We start from the raw sequence: 13,513 nt of genomic DNA on the forward strand, positions 1-13,513 counted from the left end.
GAAATATACAAGGAGGTAGTTGTAATGGCTATTGAATGGGTAAAAGAAGGCAATTACGAAGATATTATTTATTCAACATACAATGGTATCGCAAAAATTTCGATTAACCGTCCTGAAGTACATAACGCATTCCGTCCAAAAACGGTAATGGAGTTAATCGACGCTTTTGCACAAGCTCGTGATGATGCAAATGTTGGCGTTATCATTTTAACAGGTGAAGGTGGACGTGCATTCTGTTCTGGCGGCGACCAAAAAGTTCGTGGTCATGGTGGATATGTAGGTGACGACCAAATCCCACGTCTAAACGTATTAGACTTACAACGTCTAATTCGTGCAATTCCTAAACCAGTTATCGCAATGGTAGCAGGTTATGCAATCGGTGGAGGACACGTACTTCATATCGTATGTGACTTAACAATCGCTGCAGACAACGCTGTATTCGGACAAACAGGTCCTAAAGTAGGAAGCTTTGACGGTGGATACGGAGCTGGTTACTTAGCTCGTATGGTAGGCCACAAGAAAGCTCGCGAAATTTGGTACCTATGCCGTCAATACAGTGCTGGGGAAGCGCTTGATATGGGCTTAGTAAATACAGTAGTACCATTAGAACAACTTGAAGCAGAAACAGTACAATGGGCACAAGAGATCTTAGCAAACAGCCCAATGGCACTTCGTTTCCTAAAAGCTGCATTCAACGCAGACACAGACGGTCTAGCTGGTATTCAACAACTAGCTGGAGATGCAACGTTATTGTACTACACAACTGACGAAGCAAAAGAAGGTCGCGACGCATTCAAAGAAAAACGCAGTCCGGACTTCGGTCAATTCCCTCGTTTCCCTTGATCAAATCAAAAGCGGAGCCGACTGTTTAGCCCCGTTGACTAAGGTTCTTAGACGGAAGCGGCTCGCCCACAAAGTGAGTCGCAACCAAATGATCAAACCGGAAACAAAACAACTAAGAGACTTGATGTCACATCAAGTCTCTTTCTTTCATGAAAGGAGAATGTATGATGGAGACGATGCCAAATTGGTTAAAGCAACGTGCATTTTTAACACCAGATCGTACTGCAATTGAAATAGAGGAAAAGGAAGTTACTTTTATGCAGCTGCATGAAAAGGTAGTATCTGTTTGTGAACACCTCACGCATGTAGGAGTGAAGCGAGGGGAAAAGGTGGCTGTTCTGATGAAAAATGGTATGGAGATGATTACAGTTATTCACGCCCTATCGTACGTAGGAGCAGTAGCTGTGCTTTTAAATACGCGTCTTTCAAGAGAAGAGCTACTTTGGCAAATGGATGATGCTGAAGTTATTTGTTTAGTGACCGATCAAGAATTTGATGCTAAAGATGTTCCTGTCTATTCATTCGCCGAAGTGATGAATGGACCAAAAGAGGAAGCCTCTATACAAGAAGAATTCTCTTTAGAAGAAGCGATGACGATTATTTATACGTCAGGGACGACAGGGAAACCGAAAGGCGTTATTTTAACATATGGAAATCACTGGGCCAGCGCGGTTGGCTCTTCGCTTAATTTAGGACTTCGTGATGATGATTGCTGGTTAGCGTGTATGCCGATGTTCCATGTTGGCGGGTTATCTCTTCTAATGAAAAATATTATGTACGGCATGCGCATTTTACTCGTTCCGAAATATGATGCTGATTTTATTCATACAGCACTTCAAACGAGAGGCGTAACGATTATTTCAGTCGTATCAAAAATGTTAACTGATTTATTAGAGAGACTTGGAGAAGAAACATATCCTTCTTCTTTACGATGTATGTTACTTGGCGGAGGACCAGCGCCAAAACCGTTACTCGAAACATGTGTAGATAAAGGAATTCCTGTGTATCAAACGTACGGTATGACAGAAACGTCTTCGCAAATTTGTACGTTGTCCGCAGATTACATGTTAACGAAAGTAGGATCAGCTGGAAAGCCACTATTTCAGTGCCAACTTCGTATTGAAAAAGACGGCGTAGTAGTGCCGCCACATGCGGAAGGCGAAATTGTAGTAAAAGGGCCGAACGTAACAGGCGGTTATTTTAACCGTGAAGATGCGACGCGTGAGACAATTCAAAACGGATGGCTTCATACTGGCGACCTCGGTTATTTAGATGAAGAAGGATTTTTATACGTATTAGATCGCCGCAGTGATTTAATTATTTCTGGCGGAGAGAATATATATCCGGCTCAAATTGAAGAAGTGTTGCTGTCCCATCCAGCGATAGCGGAAGCTGGTGTTGTAGGTATGACTGATGATAAATGGGGACAAGTACCCGCTGCTTTTGTTGTGAAAAGCGGGGCGGTAACAGAAGAAGAAATTCTTCACTTTTGCGAGGAGAAATTAGCGAAATATAAAGTGCCGAAGAAAGCATGTTTCTTAGAGGAATTACCACGTAACGCTTCGAAAAAATTGTTAAGACGAGAGTTAAGAGAATTAGTGGAGGAGAAAGAAACAGTAAACAAAAACATAGACAAAAGTAGGCATATATAATAAAAAGTAATTATGAAACAATATAAACCAAAAGAATTTTCAGAAATGCTTAATGTCTCTGTTAAGACATTGCAAAGGTGGGACAATCAAGGTGTTTTAACTGCTTACCGAAACCAAAAAGGAAGATGATACTATACAGAAGAACAGTATAAGGAATATATGGGTATTCAAGAAGAAAATAAAGTAGGCAAAGTAGTTATTTACACAAGAGTATCAAATCCAGGTCAGAAAGATGATTTAGAAAATCAGGTTGAGTTTTTAAAAACATTCGCAAATGCACGAGGGATGATTGTAGATGAAGTTATCAAAGATATTGGTAGCGGATTAAACTACAAAAGAAAACAGTGGAATAACCTGATTGACAGTTGTATGGAAAGAAATATTTCGACTATCATCATTGCACACAAAGATAGATTTGTACGTTTTGGATATGAGTGGTTTGAAAAGTTTCTTCGTAAAATGGGAGTGGAAATTATGATTGTTAACAATGAAAAACTATCTCCTCAAGAAGAACTTGTGCAGGATTTAATATCTATCATTCATGTATTTAGCGGTAGAATATATGGGTTGAGAAAATACAAAAAGAAAATGTCGGAGGATGAAGATTTATGAAAAGAGCATATTTAATAGAAATCAAACCGACAACTGAACAAGTTAGTAAAATCCGTCAAACTATTGGGGTGTGTCGATATGTATATAACCTGTATATCTCTAAAAATAAAGAGGCATATGAGTCGGATGGGAAATTTCTTAGTGGCTATGACTTTTCTAAATGGTTAAACAACATTCATACAAAAGAGTGTGACCAGTGGATTAAAGAAGTGTCGAGCAAAGCGGTAAAACAAGCGATTATGAATGGAGATAAAGCTTTTAAGCGATTTTTTAAAGGTTTATCTAAGTTTCCACGATATAAAAAAAGAAGAAGCAAGATGTGAAGTGCTACTTTCCGAAAAACAACAAAACAGATTGGACAGTAGAAAGACATAGAGTAAAAGTCCCTACAATTGGTTGGATAAGGTTAAAAGAGTATGGATATATTTCAAAAAATACAACTGTAAAAAGTGGTACAGTATATCAAAGAGCAGGAAGATACTATGTGTCTATACTCTGTGAAGTGAAAGAGGTAAAACCAAATTCAATTCTCAATGCAGTAGGTATAGGAATTGATTTGGGAATTAAAGACTTCGCTGTACGTAGCGATGGAAAAACTCACAAAAATATAAATAAAACAGTACAAGTAAAAAAGATAGAAAAACGGTTAAAACGTGAACAACGCTCTTTATCACGCAAATTTGAAAATATAAGAAAGAGAGGTGAACAACCTGTTACTAATAAAAGAGCGAATATAAACAAAAATATTCTTAGGGTGCAACAGCTACATGCTAGGCTAGCAAATATTCGATTAGCGTATGTAAAGTCTATTGTAAATGATGTGGTGAAAACCAAGCCAATGTTTATTACAGTAGAAGATTTGAATGTGAAAGGTATGATGAAGAACAAACATCTATCTAAAGCTGTAGCGCAACCATGTTTTTATGCTTTTAAAACATGGTTATCAACGAAATGTAGGGAATATGGAATTGAACTACGGCAAGTGGACAGATTCTATCCATCTTCTAAAATATGTTCATGTTGCGGTCAAAAAAAGTCGGATTTAAAGCTGTCTGACCGAGTATATACATGTGATTGTGGAAATGTAATGGATAGAGATTTAAATGCATCTATCAACCTTTTACAAGCAAAAAAATATACAATACTAACGTAAATAGATTGTATATATGTACGGTGGGCTACATCGGAATTTACGCCTGTGGAGTGTCACAGCAAACTGTAGTAGCAAGTGATTAGCGAGGCAGGGCACGTAGAAGCAGGAATACTCTAAGAATATACATTTGTCTATATTTTTAGTAGCAGATGTAGGTGGAAATAAAAAAAGCGACACTTCATATAACAGAAATGCCACTCGTAATCCCGTTTGCTGCAAGCTACGGGACTTACGAAAAGCGTGAGAGTATCGTTATTGAATTAGAAGATGAAGATGGGTACATTGGATTTGGCGAAGTCGTTGCGTTCTCTGAACCGTGGTATACGGAAGAAACGGTGAAGACGGCGCTGCATGTACTGCAAGACTTTTTAATACCTGATTTATTAAAGGCTGAAATTTCTCATCCGAATGAGGTACCGGGTCTATTTCAACATATAAAAAGAAACCGAATGGCAAAGGCCGGAATTGAAGGGGCTGTTTGGGATTTATATGCGAAGTGTCAAAAGAAATCGTTAGCGACAGTGCTTGGCGGAACGAAGTCTGAAATTGAAGTCGGCGTTGTAATTGGGATCAATACGATTCCGGTTATGTTAAAACAAATCGAGAAGTACGCAGAAGAAGGATACGAGCGTTTTAAAGTGAAAATAAAGCCAGAGCATGATTACGAATTATTGAAAGAGATTCGAAAAGAGTTTCCGCATATCCCGCTAATGGCAGATGCAAATTCAGCATATACATTAGGGGATACGGAGAGGCTGAAACGACTAGATGAATTCCAATTAATGATGATTGAACAACCGTTAGCCGATTATGATTTTCTTGATCACGCGGAGTTGCAAAAGAAAATTGAAACGCCGATTTGTTTAGATGAAAGTATTCATAGTTTAGAAGATGCACGCGTTGCGATTACCCTTGGTAGCTGCCAAATTGTGAACGTTAAACCAGGGCGAGTGGGCGGATTAACAGAATCGGTTCAAATCCATAATTATTGCATGGAGCACAACATACCCGTTTGGTGCGGCGGTATGGTGGAGATGGGGATTTCAAGAGCACAAAATGTTGCGCTTGCCTCATTGCCGAACTTTACGATTCCAGGCGATATATCTGCTTCTAGCAGACATTGGGAGCAGGATATTATTTCGCCGGAAGTGACGCTTAAGGGCGGAAAAGTTATGGTGCCGCAAAGTGTTGAAGCTGAGTATGAAGTAGACCGCGGAAGGTTGGCGGAGATCACGAAACAGCGAATTGTTTTGGAGCGGTAACTTGAGTCTTTAAAGTAGCGGGCGAATTTCGTTGTTAATTGTCGGTAAGTCGATATATTTCAATAATCGCTGATATAATGCGAGTTACGGTCGATATAATTGAGAAATCGCCGATATAATTCAAGTTATGGTCGATATATTTGGAAAATCGCTGATATAATTTTATTTACAAAGGTTACTCTAACGGGTAACCTTTTCGTATTGTACAAATTGGATAGACTAGTTTACAATCGAGCGTATAAAAGGGGGAGTAAAATGAAGCGCATTTCAATTTTAATAGTGGATGATGAGGCAGAAATTGCTGATTTAATTGAGATACATTTAGAAAAAGAAGGGTACCACGTCGTGAAGGCAGCAGACGGGGAAGAGGCTGTTCATATTATTGAAACGCAGCCAATCGACTTAGTGGTTTTAGATATTATGATGCCGAAAATGGATGGGTATGAAGTGACGCGTCAAATTCGCGCGAAGCACCATATGCCAATCATTTTCTTAAGTGCGAAAACGTCTGATTTTGATAAGGTGACAGGTCTTGTATTAGGTGCAGATGATTATATGACGAAACCTTTTACACCGATTGAATTAGTTGCGCGTGTAAATGCACAATTACGTAGGTTTCTTACATTAAATCAGCCGAAAGTAGCGGGGAATAAATCTGCTTTAGAGGTAGGCGGAGTTATTATTGATCCTGAGCAAAGAACAGTGAACGTCTATGGAGAGCAAATTGAGTTAACGCCGAAAGAGTTTGATATTTTATATTTATTAGCGAGCCATCCGAAGAAAGTGTATAATGTGGAAAATATTTTTCAGCAAGTATGGGCAGATGATTATTATGAAGGCGGAAATACAGTTATGGTACATATTCGTACGTTGCGGAAAAAGCTTGGGGAAGATAAAAGAAAAGATAAGCTAATAAAAACAGTGTGGGGAGTAGGGTATACTTTCAATGGCTAATATGATGAAAAGTTTTCGATTTAAAATGATTGCCTTATTTGCGTTAAGTATGGTGCTTGCAGCAACTGTAACTTATATAATTTATAAAGGATTGCAGCTGTATTATAAAACGATGGTTCGCTATGAAGAGCCTTTAGCGCAATTTAGGTCAGTGGTAAGGGAAGTTGGAGACATTAACTTCTTTTTAATTTTCTTTATTCCGTTATCTATTATCTTTTTCTTCTTTTTGACAAAACCGTATTTAAAGTATTTTAGTGAGATTTCTAACGGGATTCATCATCTTGCGAACGGTAACTTTACGAATAAAGTTCAAGTTTCATCAAACGATGAGTTTGGAGATATCGCACGTGAAATAAATGTTGCGAGTGAAAAGTTAAAAGAAGCGGTGGAAAGAGGAGACTTTGCTGAAAGTAGTAAAGATCAGCTCGTTGTAAACTTAGCTCATGATTTAAGAACTCCATTAACATCCGTGTTAGGGTATTTAGATTTAATTCTTAAAGATGAGAATTTAACAAAAGAACAAATTAAACATTTCTCCACAATTGCATATACGAAATCGCAAAGGCTCGAAAGTTTAATTGATGAGTTATTTGAAATTACACGTATGAATTATGGCATGCTAAAGCTAGATAAAAAGCCGATTGATATAAGTGAACTACTTATACAGTTAGATGAGGAATTGTATCCTTTATTAGAGAAACATCATTTACAAGCTAGGTTGAATATTGATCCTCATTTGCCAATTAACGGTGATGGAAAATTGTTAGCTAGAGTATTTGAAAACTTGTTAACAAATGCCGTTCGATACGGATATGATGGGCAATTTGTTGATCTGAATGGGTATATCGATAATGGAGAAGTTGTCGTACAAGTTATGAATTATGGAGACAGCATTCCAGAAGAAGATTTACCGTATCTTTTTGATATGTTTTATACAGGTGATAAATCGAGAACTGAGAACCGTGGCGGGACAGGCCTTGGACTGTTTATTGCGAAAAATATTGTTGAGCAGCATAACGGTACAATTTCTGCTGAAAGTAATGTAGTTAGAACAATGTTTGAAGTGCGATTGCCAAAAGACGAGAACTTAACAATTTAATAAAAATTTAAACTTTACCCCACTTTTTATTTTAATAGTTTTTTCTATTCTATACGTAAGTTACGTTAAGGAGGAACTAGAAATGAAAAAGTGGGTATTTATTTCTTTTTTTATAGCATGCACAGTATGTGTAGGCTTTTATATATCACCGTTATTTCAAAAGGAAATCGATGTTAAAATTGTCGGAAAAGATGAGCTAGTAAAGGCGGCAAATACCGAGAGGAAAGAGATTACGAAGGAACAAATTTATAAGGGTGATTTATTATTAGTTAATAGGGATTATCCAGTAAAAAAAGATAGTATTAGGTCTGATATTATAAATGTAAATCATAATAGTGAATTAGTAAGAGGCTACGTAATATTTGATAGAAATCTTCGTTTATCAAAGTATGTTGTAAAAAAGTTTTTGAACGTTGTCGATGCGGCTGGAAAAGATGGCGTACAGCATTTCTTAATGAGTAGTGGGTATCGAGATTTTAAAGAACAAAGTAAATTATATAAAGAAATGGGATCTGATTACGCGCTTCCAGCAGGATATAGTGAACATAATTTAGGATTATCACTAGACGTTGGATCAACGCAAAAGAAGATGGAGAAAGCGCCTGAAGGAAAATGGATCGAAGAGAACGTATGGAAGCATGGCTTTGTATTACGTTATCCGAAAAATAAAAGTAACATTACTGGAATTCAATATGAGCCATGGCATATCCGTTATGTTGGCCTACCTCATAGCGCAATTATGCAAAAAAAGAATTTCACACTAGAGGAATATTTAGAGTTTTTAAAAGAGGAAAAAGAGGTTTCAACTGAAGTAGAAGGTAAGAAATATACTGTTTCTTATTATAAAGTTTCTGAGAATACGAAAGTGAACGTTCCAGCAAACAAGCAGTATGAAATTTCCGGGAACAATATGGATGGGGTTATTGTGACGGTTCAGGAATAGAGAAAAAAGGCTGTGCCATTTGGGACAGCCTTTTCTTATATAAGAAAGGAATTGAAGTTTTTTTGTCGGTAAATCGATATTCCTTGTCGAATCGTTGATATATTGTAAGTTATGATAGATATAATTGAAAAATCGTTGATATAATTTCCTATACTATTACCATTTTGGAGGAGCATCTTTTTATTCACTTTCAAACATTATAACGTTATATTTACTTCTCCCTTTTTTTGTGTTACGCTAAACGTGTGAAAGACATATAAAATGAAACTTTAATGTAAGCGTATTCTTATGGCTTCTTATAGAAAAGGGTGGAAGTACAATGACAGAACGATTCGTACTACGTAATGTAAAACGTGTGAACGGGGAAGAGATTGACATTGTAATTGAAAATAATAAAATCGCACAGGTGACGAAAGCTGGTGCTGGCGAGGGTGGAAAGGTTCTTGATTACTCTGGTACTTACGTATCGAGTGGTTGGATTGATTTACATGTTCATGCTTTTCCGGAGTTTGATCCGTATGGCGATGAGGTGGATGAAATTGGCGTTAAGCAAGGGGTAACGACAATTGTTGATGCGGGTAGCTGCGGTGCTGATCGTATTGCAGATTTAGTAAAAAGTAGAGAGCAGGTAAAAACGAATTTATTTGCCTTTTTAAATATTTCTCGTATCGGTTTGAAACGAATCGATGAATTATCCAATATGGAATGGATAGATAAAGAGAAAGTAATAGAAGCAGTAGAAAAGTATAAAGATGTAATCGTTGGGTTAAAGGCGAGAATGAGTAAAAGTGTCGTTTGTGATAGCGGAATTGAACCGCTTCATGTTGCACGCTCTTTATCTCGTGAAACATCATTACCAATTATGGTACATATCGGTTCAGCGCCTCCTCGCATTGAGGAAGTTGTACCTCTTTTAGAAAAAGATGATGTCATTACACATTACTTAAACGGGAAAGAAAATAATTTATTCGATGAAGAAGGCAAACCGCTACCTGTATTACTAGATGCAGTGAATCGTGGTGTTCATTTAGATGTTGGTCACGGTAATGCTAGTTTTTCTTTTAAAGTAGCAGAGGCGGCGAAGCATCACGGTATTGCTTTTAATACAATTAGTACAGATATTTACCGGAAGAATCGTATACACGGTCCCGTGTATAGTATGGCTCACGTTCTTTCGAAATTCCTTTACTTAGGTTATCCGCTAGAAGAAGTAATTGACGCGGTTACGAAAAATGCAGCAGAGTGGCTGAAAAAACCAGAGCTTGGCCGCATTCAAGAAGGAGATATTGCAAACTTAACTTTATTTACAGTGAAAGATGAGAAGGTTACGTTAATTGATTCAGAAGGGGATCAGCACATTGCTGAAAGAAGGATTGATACGAAAGGGGTTGTAATCAATGGGTCATTCATTGAATGCTAAGTACGGATTAAAAAGAGTAATTAATGCGAGCGGTAGAATGAGTATTTTAGGTGTATCCGCTCCTACAGATACAGTTATGGATGCGATGAAACATGGTGGACAAAATTATGTGGAAATTGCTGATTTAGTAGATAAAGCGGGAGACCATATTGCGAGAATTCTAGATTCAGAGGCAGCGGTCGTTGTGAACTCAGCATCGAGTGGCATTGCGCTTTCTATCGCTGGTATCGTGACGGAAGGAAATCGCCGTAAAAGTGAAAGACTTCATCAAGAAGTAATCGCGAAAAACGAAGTAATTATGTTAAAAGGTCATAACGTTCAATACGGTGCTCCAGTTGAAACGATGATTTATTTAGGCGGCGGTAAGCTTGTTGAAGTGGGTTACGCAAATGAAGGGAAAGCAGAGCATATTGAAGATGCAATTGGTGAAAATACAGCAGCGATTCTGTATGTGAAATCACATCATGCAGTGCAAAAAAATATGATTTCTGTTGAAGAAGCATGGGAAGTAGCGCAGCGAAATAACGTACCACTTATCGTTGATGCGGCAGCTGAAGAAGACATTCAAAAATATGTGAAGTATTCAGACCTTGCCATTTATAGTGGTTCAAAGGCAATTGAAGGACCTACTTCTGGTATTGTTGGCGGTAAACGAAAATATATCGAATGGCTGAAAGTGCAATTACATTGCATCGGAAGAAGTATGAAAGTTGGGAAAGAAACAACTTTCGCCTTACTTCAAGCGCTTGATGAGTACGGCGTAAAAGAAGATAAAAGTGAGCAAGAAAAAGAATTGCTACAAGTACTTATGCCGCTAAAAGAATTAAAAGGTGTAAATGTAACGATCGTTCAAGATGAAGCTGGAAGAGCAATCTTTAGAGCACGTATTCATATTAGCGAAAAAGAGTTAAATAAATCGGCAAAAGACGTTGTGACATCATTACGCGAAGGGGAAATCGCAATCTATACACGTGATTACGGAGTAAGACAAGGATTCTTTGATATTGATCCACGTCCACTTCAAGGTGATGACATACATGTAATTGAAGAAAAATTGAGAGAAATTGTAGGGGGAAACTAAAATGACAAATATTCAAAAACGTTTTTATAAAGGCCGCGTAGCATTAAATGTATTAGCGAACAATACCCGAAATGCGAAAGATATTTTTGAAGCAGCAGAAGGGTATGTAGTAGTGGGGGTATTATCAAAAGACTACCCAACAGTAGAAGAAGCCGTTACAGCAATGAAAGCATACGGAAAAGAAATTGATGACGCTGTATCAATCGGACTAGGAGCAGGAGATAATCGCCAAGCGGCAGTTGTAGCTGAAATTGCGAAGCATTATCCTGGCAGCCATATTAACCAAGTGTTCCCTTCAGTTGGAGCGACACGTGCAAATCTTGGCGAAAAAGATAGCTGGATTAATAGTTTAGTATCCCCAACAGGAAAAGTGGGTTACGTAAATATTTCTACTGGTCCAATTAGCGCAGCTGGAGAAGAAAAAGCAATCGTTCCAATTAAAACAGCAATTGCACTTGTACGTGATATGGGCGGAAATTCATTGAAATACTTCCCAATGAAAGGTTTAGCTCATGAGGAAGAATATCGCGCAGTTGCGAAGGCTTGTGCAGAAGAAGGATTTGCATTAGAGCCAACAGGCGGAATTGATAAAGAAAACTTCGAAACAATTGTACGTATTGCGCTTGAAGCAAACGTAGAGCAAGTTATCCCGCACGTGTACTCTTCTATTATTGATAAAGAAACTGGTAACACGAAAGTAGAAGATGTTCGTGAATTATTAGCAGTCGTGAAGAAGCTAGTTGATCAATATGCGTAAGAAAATTGCAGCGTTTGGCGAAGTAATGATGCGCATGCAAGTACCTGGATATGAATTGTTGTCGCAAGCTAACACGTTAAATTACTCATTTTCAGGTACAGGTGTGAACGTTGCAGCGGCACTTTCTCACTTAGGGCATGAAGGGCTTCTTATTTCAACTTTACCGGAAAATTCGGTTGGAGAGGCAGCTGTATCTTACATTCAAAAGTTAGGGATTCAAACTTCTCTTGTTTCAAGAGGCGGTAAATATGTAGGTATGTATTTTTTAGAAAATGGATTCGGTGCACGTGCAAGCCGCGTTACGTATTCGAATCGACTAGAAAGTAGCTTCAATACGGCGTCTGAAGAGATGTACCAATTTGAAGAAATTGCTAAGGAAATTGATATCGTTCATTTTTGCGGTATTACACTTGCGATGAATGATACGGTGCGCCATCATATGAAGTCTTTAGCGAGAGCAGTTAAAGAAAACGGAGGAACCGTCGTTTTTGATTGTAATTATCGTCCATCACTTTGGGGAGAAGACGGATATGAACAGGCAAAACCGCATTATGAAGAAATGCTGGGACTTGCTGATATCGTTATGATGAACGAAAAAGATGCAATGTTCGTTCTTGGAATGAAAACAGAAGAGACAGAGCGAGAGGCGCAACTTGTTGATCTTATTCCAAAGGTTGCTGAAACATATCATATCGCTACAATCGCTGGTACACATCGCTCTATTAATAGTGATAATACACACTCGCTACGCGGGTTTATATGTAAAGATGGTGCGTTCACTTTTGCAAAAACACTTGCGTTTTCTGTATATGATAGAATAGGTGCTGGAGATGCTTATACGAGCGGGATTATTCATGGCGAGATAGAAGAGTTTGCACCAGAGAAAGCTGTTTCATTTGCGTCAGCAGCTGGAATGCTTGCACATACAATCGTCGGTGATACGCCCATGTCATCAGAGAAGGATATACTTCGGGCAATGACGGCATCAGTAGGTGATGTAGAAAGGTAGTGGGTGTAACGGTGAACGTAACGAGGAAAAAAGGACCATTATATTTACAAATAAAAAATATTATTCGTGATCGAATATTGCATGGTGTATATGCGATTCATACGAATATTCCTTCTGAACCGCAGTTAGAAGAAGAGTTCAAAGTGAGCAAAATTACAGTGCGTAATGCAATTAAAGAACTCGCTCAAGAAGGATATTTAGAAAAGAAAAGCGGTAAAGGAACGAAAGTTATCCGTAGTACTTCTGCGACAAAGTTGTCAAAAGGTAAGAAATTTACAGAAGTGTTAGTGGAAGAAGGATATAAAGTACAAAAGAAATTGCTAAAAGCAGAAATCGTTCATAATGAAGAAGGAACGGTGCCATTTCGATTATTCGGCAAGGAGAGTTTTCGTATTGAACGTTTATATACGTTAAATGATGCACCTTACATTCATTATACGCACTATTTCTCAGCAGGAATGGCAAGTACAGATTTATCGGACTTTGACTTGCAATCGCTTTATGATTTAGTTGAAGACCGAGGCATTCACTTAGAAAACTTCAGAGATGAATTCGCTGTTGGACTCGCGCCTAGTTTCGTTGCAGAAGCGCTAGGTGAAAAAGAGGGGACAGCGTTATTAAAACGTATGCGCTATTCTTATGATGAAGTTGGCGAAGTAATTGAATATAGCGAAGGCTACTACAATACAGAAATGCAGCATTATGTAGTGAATTATGACGTATAAAAA

11 protein-coding genes and 2 pseudogenes are annotated in these 13,513 nt (G+C 38.1%); all 13 read left to right on the plus strand.

What is annotated here, in order from left to right:
- Positions 1-24: 24 nt before the first annotated feature.
- The 13 genes and pseudogenes from menB to QCI79_RS17420 all read left to right on the plus strand — a co-directional run bounded on the left by menB (position 25) and on the right by QCI79_RS17420 (position 13,510).
- Complete coding sequence (gene menB, locus QCI79_RS17360; protein WP_000963884.1) at positions 25-843, plus strand: 1,4-dihydroxy-2-naphthoyl-CoA synthase; 819 nt, start codon at positions 25-27, stop codon at positions 841-843.
- A gap of 167 nt (positions 844-1,010) precedes the next feature.
- Positions 1,011-2,495 carry an o-succinylbenzoate--CoA ligase gene (locus QCI79_RS17365; RefSeq protein ID WP_000449561.1) on the plus strand — a complete coding sequence of 495 codons (1,485 nt, stop codon included), beginning with the start codon at positions 1,011-1,013 and terminating at the stop codon, positions 2,493-2,495.
- A 12-nt stretch (positions 2,496-2,507) separates the two neighbouring features.
- A pseudogene (locus QCI79_RS17370) lies at positions 2,508-3,107 on the plus strand (IS607 family transposase).
- Positions 3,104-4,260: pseudogene (locus QCI79_RS17375) on the plus strand (RNA-guided endonuclease InsQ/TnpB family protein). Before QCI79_RS17370 ends, QCI79_RS17375 begins: the two co-directional pseudogenes overlap by 4 nt.
- A gap of 155 nt (positions 4,261-4,415) precedes the next feature.
- Positions 4,416-5,522: an o-succinylbenzoate synthase gene (gene menC, locus QCI79_RS17380; protein ID WP_000403265.1), complete on the plus strand. Its 1,107-nt coding sequence runs from the start codon at positions 4,416-4,418 to the stop codon at positions 5,520-5,522.
- A 255-nt stretch (positions 5,523-5,777) separates the two neighbouring features.
- The gene (locus QCI79_RS17385) at positions 5,778-6,476 is read left to right on the plus strand and encodes a response regulator transcription factor (RefSeq protein WP_000822518.1); all 699 of its coding nucleotides are present in this window, start codon (positions 5,778-5,780) and stop codon (positions 6,474-6,476) included.
- Positions 6,469-7,575, plus strand: a complete 1,107-nt coding sequence (locus QCI79_RS17390; RefSeq protein WP_000002610.1) for a HAMP domain-containing sensor histidine kinase — start codon at positions 6,469-6,471, stop codon at positions 7,573-7,575. Before QCI79_RS17385 ends, QCI79_RS17390 begins: the two co-directional genes overlap by 8 nt.
- Positions 7,576-7,657: 82 nt before the next feature.
- Positions 7,658-8,518 carry a D-Ala-D-Ala carboxypeptidase VanY gene (locus QCI79_RS17395; protein ID WP_000759395.1) on the plus strand — a complete coding sequence of 287 codons (861 nt, stop codon included), beginning with the start codon at positions 7,658-7,660 and terminating at the stop codon, positions 8,516-8,518.
- Positions 8,519-8,837: 319 nt separating this feature from the next.
- Positions 8,838-9,938, plus strand: a complete 1,101-nt coding sequence (locus QCI79_RS17400; protein WP_000139960.1) for an amidohydrolase/deacetylase family metallohydrolase — start codon at positions 8,838-8,840, stop codon at positions 9,936-9,938.
- Positions 9,916-11,019, plus strand: a complete 1,104-nt coding sequence (locus QCI79_RS17405; RefSeq protein WP_071699975.1) for a DgaE family pyridoxal phosphate-dependent ammonia lyase — start codon at positions 9,916-9,918, stop codon at positions 11,017-11,019. The genes QCI79_RS17400 and QCI79_RS17405 overlap by 23 nt, the downstream gene beginning before the upstream one ends.
- Position 11,020: 1 nt before the next feature.
- Positions 11,021-11,776, plus strand: coding sequence for a 2-dehydro-3-deoxy-phosphogluconate aldolase (dagF, locus tag QCI79_RS17410; RefSeq protein WP_000181937.1), 756 nt, complete (start codon positions 11,021-11,023; stop codon positions 11,774-11,776).
- The gene (locus tag QCI79_RS17415) at positions 11,769-12,785 is read left to right on the plus strand and encodes a sugar kinase (protein WP_001227523.1); all 1,017 of its coding nucleotides are present in this window, start codon (positions 11,769-11,771) and stop codon (positions 12,783-12,785) included. Before dagF ends, QCI79_RS17415 begins: the two co-directional genes overlap by 8 nt.
- Positions 12,785-13,510: a GntR family transcriptional regulator gene (locus QCI79_RS17420; protein ID WP_021727730.1), complete on the plus strand. Its 726-nt coding sequence runs from the start codon at positions 12,785-12,787 to the stop codon at positions 13,508-13,510. The genes QCI79_RS17415 and QCI79_RS17420 overlap by 1 nt, the downstream gene beginning before the upstream one ends.
- The last annotated feature ends 3 nt before the right edge of the window (positions 13,511-13,513 follow it).

It is taken from the genome of Bacillus cereus group sp. MG1 (assembly GCF_040460035.1).
In the GTDB taxonomy this organism is placed as follows: domain Bacteria; phylum Bacillota; class Bacilli; order Bacillales; family Bacillaceae_G; genus Bacillus_A; species Bacillus_A cereus.